A 15,998-nucleotide genomic window follows, 5' to 3' on the forward strand; every position below is an offset into this window, starting at 1 on the left:
ACTCATCCTTCTTCGATACCCGAGGAGGCTGTGCACCCAGTATTGCACAACCCCCTGGGGGGATGCTAGGTTCGCTGCATCCGATCCCCCTGGGGGGTTAATGGTGAGGAGTGAAGACATGGCAGAGACAGTCGGAGACGCGCCGAAATCCGCAGCCGGTGCAACGAGTTCGTCGTTGACCGGCGCGTTGGGGCGCCTTGGCGTGTGGGTCAGCGAGCACGGCCGGGTTGTCACGGCGGTGTGGGTGCTGTTGGTTGTGGGGCTGGGGATCTTCGCGCCGTTTGTGGAGAAGAATCTCTCCGGCGCGGGCTGGCAGGCCGACGGTTCGCAGTCGGTGCAGGTGCGGGAGCTGGCGCAGAAGCACTTCGGTGGCAACGCCAGTCACGCGATCCAGGTGGTCGTGCATAGCGACACTGCGGCGTTGACCGAAGGCCAGGGGCCTCAGATCCTCGAGCGGGTGACCTCGGAGTTGAAGGCGGATCCGCGGATCGCCCAGGTCGTCGCGCCACAGCCGGGCGTGACCTTGAGCGCCGATGGTAAGACGGCGATCGTCCTCGCCGGTGCCGGGGCAGGTACGAACGAGATGGTTCGGGCGGCGACCGATCTCAAGGGGCCACTGAGTGCGCTCTCGACGGATGCGGTGTCGGTGAATCCGACCGGCTCGTCGGTGCTGTGGTCGGACTTCAACGCGGCGAACCTGGAGGCGATGCTCACCTCGGAGATGCTGTCGTGGCCGGTGACTCTCGCGATTCTGGTGATCGCCTTCGGAACCCTGGTCGCTGCCGGCCTGCCGCTGCTTCTCACCTTGGCCGGGCTGGTGGCCTCGGCCGGTGCGCTGGTCTTGATCAATGAGATCGTGCCCGTGTCGATCTGGGCGATGAACTTCGCGATGATGTTCTCCCTCGCGCTGGGTATCGACTACGCGTTGTTCCTGGTGGTGCGGTACCGGGCAGCGCGCTTCGGGCACGGCGTGTCGCCGCGGGAGGCGATCGCGCAGACTATGAACACCGCCGGTAAGGCCGTGTTGCTGTCCGGGGCGACCGTGCTGATCTCCCTGTCCGCGGTGATGCTCGTGCCTTCGCCGTCGTTCCGGTCGATGGCTGGCGGGATCATGCTCTCTGTCGTGTTCGTCCTCGCGGCAACGCTGACGCTGCTGCCGCTGGTGCTAGTCAAGCTCGACAAGCGGATCAACGCGCTGGCGCTGCCGTGGGCCCGAGTCGGTGAACACCGCTCACCAGCCTTCGAGCGATGGGGGCAGCGTTTGTGGAAGCGCCCATTCGCGTGGGGCGCCGCTGCGTTGGCGATCCTGATCGCGCTGTCGATCCCCCTGGCGGGACTGAAGACCGCGATGCCTTCGATCGCGGTGCTACCGTCCGATGCCAACGCGCGAGTCGGCTACGACCAGGTCAAGCGGGCCTTCGGCCCCGGCGCTCCCGGAACACTGCAAATCATCACCCCGTCCTCGGCCGCCTCGCAGGCGCACCAGGTGCTGGCCGCTGACGAGGGAATCGCCGGCGCGATGCCGCCCGCCGCAGCAACCGACGACAGCGGCTTGTCGCTGATCTCCGCGATCCCGAAGGTCGATCCCTCCGACCCGAGCCTGAGCGCGACAGTCGACCGGCTCCGCTCCGACCTTCCAGACGGCACCTTGGTCGGCGGCGCGGCGGTGGAGAATCTCGACCTGAAGGCGCAACTCGACACCTCCACCCCGATGGTGATCGCTGTGGTCCTCCTGTTGGGCTTCGCGCTGCTGCTGGTCGCGTTGCGTGCACCGTTGATCGCCCTGATCGGCACCGTGGTGAGCCTGCTGTCGACTGCTGCTGCGTTCGGTGTCGCCCGCTTGGTGTTCCAGGACGGTATCGGCGCGAACCTGTTCGGCTTCGAACCGCAGGGCTTCCTCGATGCATGGGCGCCGGTGTTCTTCTTCGCGATGATCTTCGCGATCGCTATGGACTACACCGTGTTCCTCCTCTCCTCCGCCAAGGAGCACTGGGAACGCTCCGGTGACCCGAAAGAAGCGATGATCGGAGCCGTCGCCCACTCCGGTCGCGTCATCTTCGCCGCCGGCGGCGTCATGGTCGCCGTCTTCTTCACCTTCGCCCTGTCCGGGCCACTGCCCCCGAAGGAGATGGGCGTCATCCTCGGCGTCGCTGTTCTCCTCGACACCTTCCTTATCCGGCTGGTCCTGCTCCCCGTCGCACTACGCCTGGCAGGACGCGCAGCGTGGGCTTGTCCCGCGTGGCTCGCCCGGATACTGCCGAACATCAGCTTCGCCCACGACTAACCCGTGAAAACAGGAGCACAACCATGACCGACAAGCCCGAAACCACAGCACCCGATCACTCCACCGAATCAGGAGCGGACACCCTGCGGCGACTCCAACCGCAGCACCGTGACCTGCGCAAAGCGATCCCCGACGTGTACATTGAAGACACGAAACGATCTCACCGCATGCGCAAACCCAACATCGACCAAGCCGTCCTGCTCCTCGCCGGAACACTGAACCTCACCGGAGTCGCCCTCAGCGTCACCGTCTCACCCTGTTGGGCCCTCCTATCGGGGCTTGTTTCACTGAACCTGATCCAATCAAGCATCACCGGACTTTGCCCCGCCGCCGTACTTCTCAAGAAGATGGGACTGCAATCGGGAAGGGCATTCTAGGTAGGCCGCTACGGACGGACTTGATGCGATCAGCGATCAATCCAGTGGAAACGACGGAAGGAGCTACGAGTGAACCAACGGCCCGCATTCACGATCTGGCTGGACCCGGTGTGCCCGTATTCGTGGACCACCGCACAGTGGCTGCTAGCCACTGTCGGCAATCCCAACGAACTACAGTGGAAGCTGATGAGTTTGGCCCTCCTCAACGAGGGACGCGAACTGCCCGAACGTGCCCGCAAGCGGATGCAGGATTCCCGAGCGGCGGGCAGACTGTTCGCCTCGCTGGAGCGCGAACTAGACAGCGAGCGGATGTGGCAGGCCCTGCGCACGTTCAGCGACCAGTACCACCGAGACGGCGGCACGATCGACGGTCAGTCAGTGCGCGAAATGCTACTCGAGCTCGACCTGCCCGCACACCACATCTCGAGCATCGACGACCCGACCTTCGACGTCGCGGTGCGCGACGCGCATTCGCTCAGTCAAGAAGCCGCGGGCGAAAGCGCAGGAAGCCCCCTGATCGGGATCGGCGAGACCGTCTTCCACGGTCCCGTGCTCACCGCGATACCGACTCCCACCGCCGCACGCGACCTTCTCACCGCTCTCGAAACACTCGCCACCGTCAAGACCTTCGCATCCGTACAACGGTTTCCACACCCTGTAGCAGCTCACCTCTGAGAACGGAGCAAATCGAGATCATGAATAGCAAACGAATCGTCATCGCCGGCGCCGGAATCGGCGGACTCAGCGTGATCAAAGAGTTGCGCGAATCCGGCACTCCCCTCGACAACACCGACATCACATTGATCGACGAAAACTTCGAGCACTACCTTGGCTTCACTCTGCCGTGGGTCATGCGGGGCTGGCGCACTCCAGAGAGCGTCCCGATCCGCCCGTCCGAGAAGAGCCTCGCTGGAATTCGGACGGTGCGCGGCTCTGTCTCCGGTGTCGACGCCGCCAACAGCACCGTCATCCTCGACGACGGTGCGCACGTGGACTACGACGCGCTCGTACTCGCGCTGGGAGCCCGCAATGCAACGCAGCAAGTGCCCGGCCTCCAAGAGGCGGCCGACGCAGGCGTCGCCGTGCACTATTACGCCACCGCCGACGCCGCACGTGCCCACCGGGCACTGACCGCGTTCGAGGGCGGCCGACTGGTCTTCCTCGTCGCATCGATGCCCTTCCGCTGCCCCGTCGCCCCCTACGAGGGCACCTTTCTCGCGGCAGATCTCCTGACCGAACGCGGCGTGCGGGACCATACAGATATCGCCGTATACACCCCGGAACCGCAGCCAATGCCCTCCGCCGGGCCCGACGTCGGCATGGAACTGGCGAACCGCGTCAGAGCGTCGGGAATCGACCTGCATCCACTACACCAGGTCGAGCGAGTAGACCATCAGACCAAAACCCTGCACTTCACCAACGGCGTGCACGACACCTTCGACCTGCTGGTCTTCGTCCCGCCGCACGAACCCGCGTTGACCCTGGACACACCGGGATGGATTCCAGTCGACCGAGCTTCAATGCTCACCGAACACCACGGCGTATGGGCGATCGGCGACCTCTCCGCAGTCACCTCCCCCACGAACAGGCCCCTCCCTAAGGCCGCCATCTTCGCCAAAAACGGCGCCGCCGCCGTGGCCCAAAACGTACTGCACTACCTCGGGCTCGCCGAATCCCCAGCGTCTCTATCAGGGCAAGGCTATTGCTACATCGATACCGGAGCCCACGAATCAGCCCGGGGCCAGGGCAACTTCTTCGCCGAACCACACCCCGACGTCGCGCTCACACCCGCATCTCAACAGCTGCACCAAGAAAAGATCCGCGAAGAACTCGACTGGCGCGCCTACTGGGAATGACAGCGGACTGCGCGGCCAAATCGAACAAGCCGTAGAGTCCCGTTTAGTCGGGAACAAACGTTGTCGATCGCAGGTCGATCTCCGAACGCTGCGCCCATCGGTCGCTCAAGCTGCCGATCTCACCGGCCGCACCGATCAGCACGCACTCACGCTACAATATCCATCCGCGGCCTCTCCCGCATCGCTGATCATTGTGCGCCACAAGCGTTTCGCGATCTGTCGCTTCAAGCATCGGATCGCCTCACGTGACGTCTTGCCTTCGTCAAGCTTGCGCCGGTAATACGCGTTACCAGCGCTGCCCGCCATCCGGGATTGGGTAACGGCAACGATGTAGATCGCCGCGTTCAAAGATCTGTCGCCCTCAAGGGGTAGGCCCCGGTGTCGTTGCTTATCGGCGCTGGCCACCTCGATTGGCGCGGTCCCAGCATAGGAAGCGAATGCCGACTGATCCCGGAACCGAGCCGGGTCGCCCGTCCGGGACAGAATCCGGCACGCCGTCACCGTCCCGACGCCCTCAATCTCCAACAGGCTCGTCCCCGAGGCCTTCAACTCGACCTCGATCCTGGTGGTGATGTCATCGATCTGAAAGCGCAGCCTGCGCAGATCACCGACGATCGCCAGCCCCACCTCCTTGCGCATCGCATCCGCGCCCGAAGCCGGCGCAAGCCTGCGGAGCGCATCCGATGCCTCCTCCGTCGTGAACGCCCGATCCAAACCGCCCGGCAGCAGTTCCCGCAGTAGAGCATGCAGCTGGTTCGTCAGCCTCCCCTTGTGCCGCACGAGGTCAATCCGGCGTTCATCGAGGACCCGCAACCCATCCGAATGCTTCTCGGCGCCCACCGGCCGGAAGTCGCCTTGCGAGAAGGCGACGCACGCCGCCGCGGCCGCGTCGATTCGATCATTCTTTCGACGCCCGCCTCGGGAGAGCTCCCGCACCCGGGCTGTGGCGGTCGCCGGCACATCCACCACCGCCTCCGCTTGGCTCACGAGCCACTGCGTCAGGTGATGCCCCAACCCGGACGCGTTCTCCACCGCCCAGATCCGCTCCGGCCACTGCCCCGCCCACTTAATCAACTCGCGATAGGAGTTCAGGTCGGCGGAGATCCTCAGCGACCCCAGATCCTTGTTTGTTCCCGAATCGACCGCCGTCGCCGTATGCGTCGACTTATGCGGATCCACACCAATGACGATCATCAAGCACCAAGCCCTGCCTGCGGCGTGGCCGACGACCGCCATACCTCACCCGGGCACTTCAGTGGCTCTTCTCATTTCAGAGTGCGTTGACCCGGTCGGCGAGCTGACCGGAGTGCAGTAGCGACCGCAAGATGTAGTGCTCGAGGTTGCGGAAGCCCAGGGCGATGCCACGCAGGTGCTCGAGTCGTCCGTTGATTGCCTCGACCGGGCCGTTGCTGACGCCGGTGTCGAAGTACGCCAGGATCTCTCGGCGGCGTTTCAAGAGGCTGCGGCCGAGCTGTGCGAGTTCGTCGAGCCCGGCGGGGACTCCGGTGTGGATTCGTTTGAGAGTCTTGAACATTGCGATCTTCCCTGCCCGTCGGTCAGGGTGCTCGTAGGCGGCGATCAGATCCTGATACACCTGGGCGGTGACCTCGACCGCGACGTGACGCTCATCAGCAGCCAACGCCGAATCGAGCTTGACCTGCTGTTTGTCGGCGAGGAGAGCAGGCCGGGTGAGCAGGATCCGGCGAATCCCATAGAGCGGGTCCCCGGAGCGGCCGCGGTGCCCGCAGATCGCCTGCTGCAGCCGCTGCCGGCAGCCGGTGACCTTGTCCGCCGCCAGGTGGATGACGTGGAACGGGTCCATCACCGTTCGCGCTGCGGCGAGTACCTGCGCTGCGGCGGTGTGGTAGCCGCCGAACCCGTCCATCGCGGTGACCTTGATCCGGTCCCGGAACGCTTGATCGCGCTCTTGAAGCCAGCCGCGGAGGGCTTGCGCGGAGCGGCCGGCAACCATGTCCAGCAGCCGGGCGGGACCGGTGCCCTCACGCACGGGGGTCAGATCCACCAGGACCGTCACCCACGAGGAATCGCCGTTGCCGCGGACGTGCTTCCACTTGTGCTCATCAACGCCGAGTTCCCGAACACCCGTGAGATGCTGCGGGCCACGTGCAGCACCGAACGGGCACCGCAGACCGGCAGGTCCACCAGCTCGCGGACGATGTGATCGCGCACCACGCCGAGACCTCGCCGCAGCCCGGGCATTCCAGGTCAGGCGTGAGGACCTCGCACCACAGGTGCGTCACGTCATCGGCGGTGGCAGCGTCGACGACGCTGACCCCCAGATCGATGGCACGGCAGATGGTATCGGCAAGCAGAGACGACGTAGGCTCAGACACAGGTCCTCGGAGTGTGATCGAGATGGCGTAGGAACCTTCATCGTCACACCCCGGGGCCCTCTACATCTTGTGCCGCGCCACGTCAGCGGCGGACCCGCTCATGCACTCTCGCTTGGGAAGAGCCACTTCAGTCTCATCGATCAGTTCAGCGCCCACCGCCTAACGATCAACGCCCATCAACCGGCGACCAGCTGGACCGAACCATTCCAAATCATTGAAGCTGCGACGCCGTGAGCACGAAACACTTCTGCCACCGCAGGCTCTGACTTACGCGTGGCGCGGCCGTACCGATGTCGACGGTATTCCCCACCAAACGTCGCGATCAGCGCAGTTCTCGCTTCCGCGATCACGCCCCTTCGCTCTGCCCGAACATCCAGCGAAAGCGACATTTCCTCCTCGGCAAAGGCGGTTGTGCGCGAGGTCGGATCACACGAGCAACCGTACGGTAGGCAGCTATCAGATCGGCATGACCGTGTTGGTGATGAACAGGCGGCGAACCAGGTCCACGAACACCGCCCAGTAGCCGGTGACGAGGGCGATTCCGACGAGCACCATGAGAGCTCCGCCGAATACCTGTATGCGACGTGAGTTGCGGCTGAGCCATCCGACGGCGCGAACTGCCACCGTCGAGCCCAGGGCCAGGATCACGAACGGCAGGCCCAGTCCGGCGCAGTAGGCGATGATGAGCACTGCGCCCCGTACTGGGTCCGCGTTGGTGCCGACCACGATCGAGAGGATCCCGGCCAGCGTCGGCCCGATGCACGGCGCCCATCCCAGCGCGAACACTCCGCCCAGCAACGGAGCCCCGGCGAGGGTGGTCCACTGCCGTGGCGCGAACCGTACCTCGCGCTCGAGAGCCGGCACCAGGCCGATGAACGCCAGGCCCATGACAATGGTGACCACGCCACCGATCCGCATCAGCACCTCGGAGTTGAGACGAATCGAGCTGACCAGCCCGAAGACGGACATCGTCATCAACAAGAACACGACGGTGAAGCCGGCCACGAACAGCGCCGCGGCCCCCATCACCCGCCAGCGCCCTGCACGAGCGCCGGCCGTGGCCTCCTCGACAGCGGCCGCCGGCGCCTCAGCGCCGACCAGGCCCGCGAGGTACGACAGGTACCCGGGGACCAGCGGCACGATGCACGGCGAGGCGAATGAGACCAAGCCGGCGAGCGCGCACGCGGCGAGCGCAATCAGTAGCGGTCCCGAGACGGCCGCGTCTGCGAATGCCTGCCCCATCAGCGCTCCACCAGAACCTTGTCGATGGCCCCGGTGAGATCCTTCTCACCCACGGTGGTCAGGAAGCTCGCGGCCACTCTGCGCTGTCGGTCGAGGACGAAAGTCATCGGTACGACCGTGGTCGGGTACTGCTCGCCGATCGCGAGCAGCGTCCTTCCCGGAGGGTCGTAGATCGACGGGTAACTCAGCTTGTTCGCGGAGATGAAGTCGCGAGCGGCGGCGTCCCCGGCGGTTTCACGGACGTTGATGCCGAGGAACTCCACTCCCTTGGTTTTGGTGGCGCGGTAGACCTTCTCCAGTTCGGGTGCCTCGATTCGGCACGGCGCGCACCACGATCCCCAGACGTTGATCACCACTATCTTGCCCCGGAAGTCCGCGAGGGACACGCTCACGTTCGGATCAGTGACGCTGCGTCCCTTGAGATCACTGACCACGCTGCGTTCAGCTGGCGGGTAGAACTGCGTGAGCTTGCCAGCGGGGGCGATGACCCCTCCTTTGGGGGCCTGGTCGCTGTACTGGACACAACCACCCAGCAGGAATGCGGCCACGAGGATGACACCTAGCATCCGTCTCCGGGACCTCACGCGCTGCACCGCTGTGGAGCAGCCCACCGGGCGAGGCTCGGCCGTTCGGGTCGAGGCCGCGCGCCCAAGCCTTCGCTACCGCGCGCACCACGACCGGGCCGAGACCGAGACCGTACGACATCACCCTTGCGGCGTCCGACATGATGATTGCCCCCGCGAGCGGGCCCACGCACCGCCGCCGTCGGTATCGGCGCAGCTCGCCATCGCACATCCATCTTTCGGCCTCCCGAGAAGTCGAACCCATCCACCCGCTCCTACTACGCACCATAGTAGCTCCGTCGGGTGGAAGCGGCGGCGACTTCGCACCCCGGCCGTGGCACGGCGCACGCGTTGTTTCCAGCTCACCGCGTCCCGGAGTCGACCTCCCACCGGTGCTGGTCGGCGCCGCGTCGTCGGGGCGCATGCTCGTCGGGCGCACCCGATCGTCGTCGGTGTCAGGTCGATCACGCCGGCAAGAGACAGTCCCCGTCTGGCGCCATGGTGTGGTTCGCCCCGAATCCGTCAGGAAATCTCCGGTTCAAGGATCCAGCACACCCCGGCGTCCTGCGCGGGGCCGCCGCGTTGGGCGCGGTCGAGCAGCGAGGTCAGTGTTCCCTCCAGCGACCGCAGTTCCTGCAGGGTGTTGTGGACGTGGGCGAGTCGTTCGGTGAGCAATCTGACCACTTGGTCACAGGGGGTGAGTCCCTGGTCGTGGAGGTTCAGGATTTCGCGGACCTCGCGCAGTGTCAGGCCTGCCGCTTGGGCGCTGCGGATGAAGTGGAGTCGTTCGATCGATTCCGGTTCGTAGTCACGGTACCCGGATGTGGTGCGGGCCGGTTCCGGGAGTAGCCCACTGTGTTCGTAGAACCGCAGTGTCTTGGTTGCGATGCCACTCTGACGGGCGAGTTCGCCGATCTTCATCACGCCTCCTTGACCTTCCACCTTACTGGAAGGTTCACGATGGGTGGTGCCCGGGCGATGCGGTGATGGTCTGCCACCTTGTCCGGCGCCACGCCAGAGCACGGTCTGAGTGTGGAGTCAGAAATGTGGAAGGCAGCTGGATCGGTATGGGCACAGCGAGCAGGTTGGTGGGCTTCAGCGTCATCGCGGCGATGGTCGCTGCGGCAGCGTGGTGGCTCGGCAGCATCTTCGGCCCAGGCCCGGCCGGTTCGGGTCCGGTGACCGGCGCGTCATCACACGAACGAGCGGCATCGGGCCACCGTGCCGCAGCTCCACCCGCGGCCGTGACGGTGCCCCTGGCCGCGGGTGCCCCGCCGTCGCCGACGGTCGGTGGAGCGACGGCCGGGCAATCACGCGGCGGGACGCCGTCGCCGACCCTTGCTGGGCTGCCGGTCTCGGCGCCGCTGCCGGTGGGACAGCCGTTCGTAGGGCTGTCGGGTGCACCCGCACCGCCTGCACCGCCTTCGGCGACCGGGCCTGCACCGACGCCTGACACGGGCACGGGTGACGGCGCGGGCACGGTGGTGAGTGCGGTCGCGGCCCCGACTGGATCTGCCTCCGCCGCTCCGGGTGGCCCGGCGGTCCCAGTGGCCTCAGGAGCGGCAGGCGTGGTGCCCGGCGGTGGTACGGGCAGCGGAGCCGTCCCCGTGCAGGTGCCGCCGATCGTGGTGGTGGCGCCGACGGTAGGCGGCGACTTGTCAGTGGGCCCTGCGGCACGGCCGAACCCGCATCCGGCGATCCCTGATGCCGGCCACGGGTCGGAACCGCAGGCTCCTCCCGGCGGGCACACCTCGACATCGACGGCGAAGGACAAGAGCGAACGATGAGTACAGACCTGCACGACGGTGACCCGATCACCGGCAGCTCGCAGCAGCTCACGCTGGTGATCGGGGGCATGACCTGTGGGTCGTGTGCCGCGACCATCGAACGCAAACTAAACAAGCTCGACGGCGTGCATGCGACGGTCAACTTCGCGACGGAGAAGGCGCTCGTCGAACACCCGGCTGCGATGCCGAGCGCCGAGATCACCCACGTGATCGAAGCAGCCGGTTACACGGCCGCCCTCGTCGGTCCCCCCACCCACCCAGTGGACAGTAGCGAGGGGGGCGATGGCCCGGACCGTGATGAGCACGCGCAGTCGCTGCGCCAGCGGGCCGTTATCTGTGGTGCGCTGGCGGTTCCGGTGATCGCGTTCGCGATGATCCCAGTACTCCAATTCGACTACTGGCAGTGGCTCTCACTGACCCTGGCCGCGCCGGTCGTGGTGTGGGGTGCGTGGCCGTTTCACCGCGCAGCCGTGGGCGGTGCACGGCACGGCACGGCGACGATGGACACACTGATCTCGGTCGGTGTGAGCGCAGCCTTCGCCTGGTCGGTGTACGCGCTGTTCCTGGGCACCGCCGGCGACAAGGCGATGCGGCACGGCTTCGGTCTGGTCGTAGACCGCGGCGGCGCCACCGGCAACATCTACCTCGAAGTCGCCGCCGGAGTGACCGCGGCGATCCTGACCGGCAGGTTCTTCGAAGCTCGCTCCAAACGCCGCGCCGGTGCGGCGTTGCGCAGCCTGCTCGAGCTCGGCGCGAAGGACGTCGCGGTCCTACGCAATGGCCGCGAAGAGCGCATCCCGACCGATCAGCTGGCGGTCGGGGACCTGTTCGTGGTGCGCCCAGGCGAGAAGATCGCCACCGACGGCGAGATCACCGAAGGCAGTTCTGCTGTCGACGCCGCGATGCTGACCGGAGAATCCGTCCCGGTCGAGGTCGCACCCGGTGACCTGGTCGCCGGCGCCACCGTCAACGTCGGCGGCCGACTGGTAGTGCGGGCCACCCGTGTCGGCGCAGACACCCAGCTGGCGCAGATGGCCCGGCTTGTCGAGGATGCGCAGAACGGGAAAGCGGAGATCCAACGTCTCGCCGACCGGGTATCCGCGGTGTTCGTGCCCATTGTGATACTGCTTGCGCTGGCGACCCTCGGATTCTGGTGGGGCGCCGGATACGGCGCCGCCGCCGGGTTCAGCGCCGCGGTCGCCGTGTTGATCATCGCCTGCCCGTGCGGGCTCGGGCTGGCGACACCGACAGCGCTGCTGGTGGGCACCGGCCGCGGAGCCCAGCTGGGCATCCTGATCAAAGGACCGGAAGTCCTCGAATCGACCCGCCGGATCGACACCGTCGTGCTCGATAAGACCGGCACTGTTACCACGGGCAAGATGAGTCTGGTCGGCGTTCACACCGTCGCCGGCGTCACCGAGGAGCAGGCGCTGCGTCTGGCCGGCGCGCTCGAGGACGCCTCCGAACACCCGATCGCCCGCGCCATCGCCGCCGGTGCCCGTGACCGCCTCGGTGAGCTGCCCGCGGTGCAGGACTTCACGAACCGGGAAGGCCTCGGAGTCACCGGCACGGTCGAGGGGCATACCGTCGTCGTCGGCCGAACCGGACTACTCGCCGATCTCGGCATCGATCTGCCGCAGCACCTTCGCTCGCACAAGGAAGCTGCGGAATCCGGTGGCCGCACCTGCGTCGTCGTCGCTTGGGACGGCCTCGCTCGCGCGGTTCTGGTGATCGCCGATACCGTCAAGCCGACCTCCGCCGAGGCCATCGCCGGGCTCCGCCGGCTGGGCCTACGGCCCATCCTGTTGACCGGCGACAACGAGCGGGTCGCCCGCGCGGTCGCCGCCGACGTGGGTATCGCCGACGTCATCGCCGACGTCCTCCCCAAGGACAAGGTCGACGTGGTGACCGCGCTGCAGCGCGACGGGGCCGTCGTCGCCATGGTCGGTGACGGCGTCAACGACGCCGCCGCCCTCGCCCAAGCCGACCTGGGCCTGGCGATGGGCACCGGCACCGACGCCGCGATCGAGGCCAGCGACCTCACCCTGGTCCGAGGGGACCTACGTGCGGCGGTCGATGCCATCCGACTGGCCCGCCGCACCCTGCGCACCATCAAAGGCAACCTGTTCTGGGCATTCGCCTACAACATCGCCGCGATACCGCTCGCCGCCCTTGGGCTGCTCAACCCGCTCGTCGCCGGCACCGCCATGGCGTTCTCCAGCGTCTTCGTCGTCTCCAACAGCCTGCGGCTGCGCACTTTCCGCAGCTCCATCACCGCCGTGGAAACCGGCGGGCCGCAGCGAAGGTCCCGCCCCACCGGGCGGCGCACGCTGCTGGGTTTCGTCGCGGTCGTCCTCGCAGTCATCATCGCCCTGGCCGTCGGCGCTCTCACGGTCCGCGACATCGACTTCGGCGACCTCGCGCCGGCCCTGCTGCTGCTGAGCCTGGGCGGGATCATCGGCCTCGGCGGTGCGATCGTCGGATTCCTGATCGCCGGACGCCGCAACCCATGACCGAGCCAGCATCCGCGCCGTCCCCTGCACCGACGTCCATACCGATAACACCCGACTCTTCTCGAGAGGCAACACCGTGAACCTCACCGCTGTCCTGATCACCGGCCTGTTCGCCGGCGGCGTCTCGTGCGCCGCGGTGCAAGGCGGCCTTCTGACCGGCCTGATCACCCGGCAACGCGCCCACGCCACCACTCCGAGCAGCGGCCGCAGCCCGCGGCAGTCTGTGCTCGCCACTCTCGGTGAGGACCTGACCCCCGTCGGTGGCTTCCTCGCCGGGAAACTCCTCGCCTACACCGTGCTCGGCGCCCTCCTCGGCGCCTTAGGCTCAGTCGTGCAGCTGTCCGTCGGGGCGCGGACGTGGCTGCAGATCGGCGCCGGCGTGCTGATCATCGTGCTCGGCCTCGCCCAGCTCGGCGTCCCCGGATTCCGCGGCATCGTCATCGAGCCCCCGGCCTCGTGGGCCAGCTTCGTGCGCGGCCGGGCCCGCTCGCGCCAAGCGTTCGCACCCGCACTGCTCGGCGTCGCCACCGTACTCATCCCGTGCGGGGTCACACTCTCCGTCGAAGCGCTCGCCCTCGCCTCCGGGGCAGCGGTCCAAGGCGCGGCGATCATGGCCGTCTTCGTCGTCGGCACCAGCCCACTGTTCGCCGTGCTGGGCTACGCAGCGCGCAAAGCCGCCAGCGTCTGGAACAACCGCCTCGCTGTCGCGACCGGGATCGTCGTCGTCGCCCTCGGCCTGTTCACCCTCAACGGGGGCCTCGAGCTCGCCGGATCCCCGTGGGCCGCCAGCCGCATCGGCAGCAACATCGGCCTGAGCGCCGCGGCCGCCGACACCACCGCCGCGACCATCACCGACGGCAAACAGCAGGTAGTCATCACCGCCAGTTCCGCCGGCTACAGCCCGAAGAACGTGCAGATCAAAGCCGGAATCCCCACCATTTTGATCCTCCGCGCTAGCAGAGACGCCGGTTGCACCCGCACGTTCACCATCCCCAGCCGCGGCGAAGAGAAGACTCTCCCCGCGACCGGTGACACTCGCCTCGACCTCGGCGCCCTCACCCCCGGCACCCTCCCGTACGTGTGTGGCATGGGCATGTACACCGGCACTCTCACCATCGTCTAACTTCCCGTCTCACCCCACTGTCCAACGAAAGGTATCGACCCGATGCCCACGACCATCACCATCAGCGTCACCGGAATGCACTGCGGCAGCTGCTCACTGCTGATCGACGACACCCTCGAAGACCTCCCCGGCGTGCTGACCTCCACCACCTCCCGCAAAAAGGGCGAGACAACCGTCGACCTCGACCCCACACGCACCACCGCCGACGACGTGATCACCACCATCACCGAACTCGGATACCCGGCCACGCTGGCGCCCTAGTCGCGCAAGCCATCCACCGCTGATCGACGACAAGCTCGACGACCAACGCCGACGCGCCGCCCGGTCTGCACCTGCCGACTGCGACACGCAAGCCGTAGACGGGGGTATGGATAAGACCAGACGAGAAGCCCCGCGCGGCGACAGGAGCAACCATGCCCACCAACTATGACCTCGCGATCATCGGGTCCGGCGGCGGCGCGTTCGCTGCCGCAATCCGCGCGAGCACACTCGGGAAGTCGCTGGTGATGATCGAGCGCGGCACGCTTGGGGGGACCTGCGTGAACACCGGCTGCGTACCGTCCAAAGCCCTGATCGCGGCCGCCGCAGCACGGCACGCCGCTGCCGACGCTCCCGGCCGGTTCCCAGGCATCACAACGGCCGCAGGGCCGGTGGACATGCCCACGGCAGTCGCCGGAAAGCAGTCGCTGGTCGACATCTTGCGGACCGCGAAATACGCCGAGATCGCCGACTCTTACGGGTGGCAGACCCGGCGGGGCTTCGCGTCATTCGCCGGCACACCGGATGCGCCGGTCCTCGACATCACCGACGTCGACGGCAACGTCGAAACCGTCACGGCCGAGCACTACCTGATCGCCACCGGCGCCCGCCCCTGGGCACCACCGATACCCGGGCTGGACGAGGCGGGGTATCTGACCTCGACCGCGGCAATGGACCTGACACAGCTTCCCCAGTCACTGCTAGTGCTCGGCGGCGGCTACGTCGCCTTGGAACAGGCACAGCTGTTCGCCCGCCTAGGATCGCAGGTCACGCTGCTGGCCCGGTCGCAACTAGCGTCGAAAGAAGAACCAGAGGTCTCCAGGACGCTGGCCGAGGTCTTCGCCGATGAAGGGATCCAAGTCAAACGAGGAGCGGTACCCCTCCATGTCACCCGCACCGCAGACGGCACGGTGACCGTCACCAGCGATGTGTCCGGACGCTTGCAGGAAGATCGCGCCGACCAGATTCTCGTTGCCCTCGGCCGCCGCCCCGCCACCGATGCAATGAACCTCGCCACGGTCGGAGTCCACACCGGCGACTCCGGACAGATCCTCGTCAGCGACCACCTGCAATCGTCCAACCCCCGGGTCTGGGCCGCAGGCGATGTCACCGGCCATCCGCAGTTCGTCTACGTCGCCGCCCGCCACGGCACCCTGGTCGCCGACAACTCACTCGCAGGCGCCGCCAAGTCCGTCGACTACACTCGACTGCCGCGAGTGACTTTCACCAACCCGGCGATCGGCACAGTCGGCATCACAGAAGAGCAGGCACGTACAGCGGGGATCCGCTGCGCCTGTCGCGTCCTGCCGCTCGACCACGTGCCCCGCGCGGTGGTGAACCGGGACACCCGAGGGTTCATAAAGATCGTCACCAACGCCGCCACGGGCGAGGTCCTCGGCCTGACCACCGTCGCCGAGAACGCAGGAGAACTGGTCGCCACCGGCGTTCACATCTTGGGCAAAACCGTCACCGAGATCGCCAACGCCTGGACGCCCTACCTGACCATGGCCGAAGGCATCCAGATCGCCGCCAAGTCCTTTGTCACCGACGTCTCGAAGCTGTCCTGCTGCGCCTAACGTCCGAGCGAACATCCCCGAATGGAACCCCCACCTGATGATACCCCCATGGGGTATCATCGGG

12 protein-coding genes and 1 pseudogene are annotated in these 15,998 nt (G+C 66.7%); 8 read left to right on the top strand and 5 right to left on the bottom strand.

Annotated features, from left to right (window positions below; genetic code table 11):
* The first annotated feature begins 118 nt into the window (after positions 1-118).
* From BLW32_RS25390 to BLW32_RS25405, 4 genes are all read left to right on the top strand, one after another.
* The gene (locus tag BLW32_RS25390) at positions 119-2,284 is read left to right on the top strand and encodes an MMPL family transporter (RefSeq protein ID WP_074850833.1); all 2,166 of its coding nucleotides are present in this window, start codon (positions 119-121) and stop codon (positions 2,282-2,284) included.
* Between the two features lie 23 nt (positions 2,285-2,307).
* A complete protein-coding gene (locus BLW32_RS28235) occupies positions 2,308-2,661 on the top strand; it encodes a YgaP family membrane protein (protein WP_231707035.1) in 354 nt (117 codons plus the stop codon).
* Positions 2,662-2,730: 69 nt separating this feature from the next.
* Positions 2,731-3,336, top strand: a complete 606-nt coding sequence (locus tag BLW32_RS25400; RefSeq protein WP_074850837.1) for a DsbA family protein — start codon at positions 2,731-2,733, stop codon at positions 3,334-3,336.
* Positions 3,337-3,356: 20 nt separating this feature from the next.
* Complete coding sequence (locus BLW32_RS25405; protein WP_068568406.1) at positions 3,357-4,517, top strand: NAD(P)/FAD-dependent oxidoreductase; 1,161 nt, start codon at positions 3,357-3,359, stop codon at positions 4,515-4,517.
* A gap of 135 nt (positions 4,518-4,652) precedes the next feature.
* On the opposite strand, the gene BLW32_RS25410 is transcribed toward BLW32_RS25405, so the two are convergent.
* The 5 genes and pseudogenes from BLW32_RS25410 to BLW32_RS25430 all read right to left on the bottom strand — a co-directional run bounded on the left by BLW32_RS25410 (position 4,653) and on the right by BLW32_RS25430 (position 9,597).
* On the bottom strand, positions 4,653-5,711 hold the full coding sequence (locus BLW32_RS25410) for an IS110 family RNA-guided transposase (RefSeq protein ID WP_068568408.1): 1,059 nt from the start codon (positions 5,709-5,711) through the stop codon (positions 4,653-4,655).
* Between the two features lie 76 nt (positions 5,712-5,787).
* A pseudogene (locus tag BLW32_RS25415) lies at positions 5,788-6,871 on the bottom strand (ISL3 family transposase).
* A 456-nt stretch (positions 6,872-7,327) separates the two neighbouring features.
* Positions 7,328-8,113 carry a cytochrome c biogenesis CcdA family protein gene (locus tag BLW32_RS25420; protein ID WP_068741261.1) on the bottom strand — a complete coding sequence of 262 codons (786 nt, stop codon included), beginning with the start codon at positions 8,111-8,113 and terminating at the stop codon, positions 7,328-7,330.
* Positions 8,113-8,661: a TlpA disulfide reductase family protein gene (locus BLW32_RS25425; RefSeq protein ID WP_231707033.1), complete on the bottom strand. Its 549-nt coding sequence runs from the start codon at positions 8,659-8,661 to the stop codon at positions 8,113-8,115. The genes BLW32_RS25420 and BLW32_RS25425 overlap by 1 nt, the downstream gene beginning before the upstream one ends.
* A 537-nt stretch (positions 8,662-9,198) precedes the next feature.
* Complete coding sequence (locus BLW32_RS25430) at positions 9,199-9,597, bottom strand: heavy metal-responsive transcriptional regulator (RefSeq protein ID WP_068741643.1); 399 nt, start codon at positions 9,595-9,597, stop codon at positions 9,199-9,201.
* An 862-nt stretch (positions 9,598-10,459) separates the two neighbouring features.
* Here BLW32_RS25430 and BLW32_RS25435 point away from each other — a divergent pair.
* From BLW32_RS25435 to merA, 4 genes are all read left to right on the top strand, one after another.
* Positions 10,460-12,976 carry a heavy metal translocating P-type ATPase gene (locus BLW32_RS25435; RefSeq protein ID WP_082791346.1) on the top strand — a complete coding sequence of 839 codons (2,517 nt, stop codon included), beginning with the start codon at positions 10,460-10,462 and terminating at the stop codon, positions 12,974-12,976.
* Between the two features lie 76 nt (positions 12,977-13,052).
* Positions 13,053-14,099 (top strand): sulfite exporter TauE/SafE family protein, encoded by a 1,047-nt coding sequence (locus BLW32_RS25440; protein WP_068741259.1) that lies wholly within the window; start codon positions 13,053-13,055, stop codon positions 14,097-14,099.
* A gap of 42 nt (positions 14,100-14,141) precedes the next feature.
* Complete coding sequence (locus tag BLW32_RS25445; protein ID WP_068741258.1) at positions 14,142-14,360, top strand: heavy-metal-associated domain-containing protein; 219 nt, start codon at positions 14,142-14,144, stop codon at positions 14,358-14,360.
* 152 nt (positions 14,361-14,512) lie between these two features.
* Positions 14,513-15,934 (top strand): mercury(II) reductase, encoded by a 1,422-nt coding sequence (merA, locus tag BLW32_RS25450; RefSeq protein WP_068741257.1) that lies wholly within the window; start codon positions 14,513-14,515, stop codon positions 15,932-15,934.
* The last annotated feature ends 64 nt before the right edge of the window (positions 15,935-15,998 follow it).

It is taken from the genome of Tsukamurella tyrosinosolvens, assembly GCF_900104775.1.
Taxonomy (GTDB): Bacteria; Actinomycetota; Actinomycetes; order Mycobacteriales; family Mycobacteriaceae; genus Tsukamurella; species Tsukamurella tyrosinosolvens.

Coding starts and splice junctions, on each gene's coding strand:
- merA (WP_068741257.1), top strand. CDS start 14,513: ATGCCCACCAACTATGACCTCGCGATCATCGGGTCCGGCGGCGGCGCG.
- BLW32_RS28235 (WP_231707035.1), top strand. CDS start 2,308: ATGACCGACAAGCCCGAAACCACAGCACCCGATCACTCCACCGAATCA.
- BLW32_RS25445 (WP_068741258.1), top strand. CDS start 14,142: ATGCCCACGACCATCACCATCAGCGTCACCGGAATGCACTGCGGCAGC.
- BLW32_RS25410 (WP_068568408.1), bottom strand. CDS start 5,711: ATGATCGTCATTGGTGTGGATCCGCATAAGTCGACGCATACGGCGACG.
- BLW32_RS25435 (WP_082791346.1), top strand. CDS start 10,460: ATGAGTACAGACCTGCACGACGGTGACCCGATCACCGGCAGCTCGCAG.
- BLW32_RS25430 (WP_068741643.1), bottom strand. CDS start 9,597: ATGAAGATCGGCGAACTCGCCCGTCAGAGTGGCATCGCAACCAAGACA.
- BLW32_RS25420 (WP_068741261.1), bottom strand. CDS start 8,113: ATGGGGCAGGCATTCGCAGACGCGGCCGTCTCGGGACCGCTACTGATT.
- BLW32_RS25390 (WP_074850833.1), top strand. CDS start 119: ATGGCAGAGACAGTCGGAGACGCGCCGAAATCCGCAGCCGGTGCAACG.
- BLW32_RS25405 (WP_068568406.1), top strand. CDS start 3,357: ATGAATAGCAAACGAATCGTCATCGCCGGCGCCGGAATCGGCGGACTC.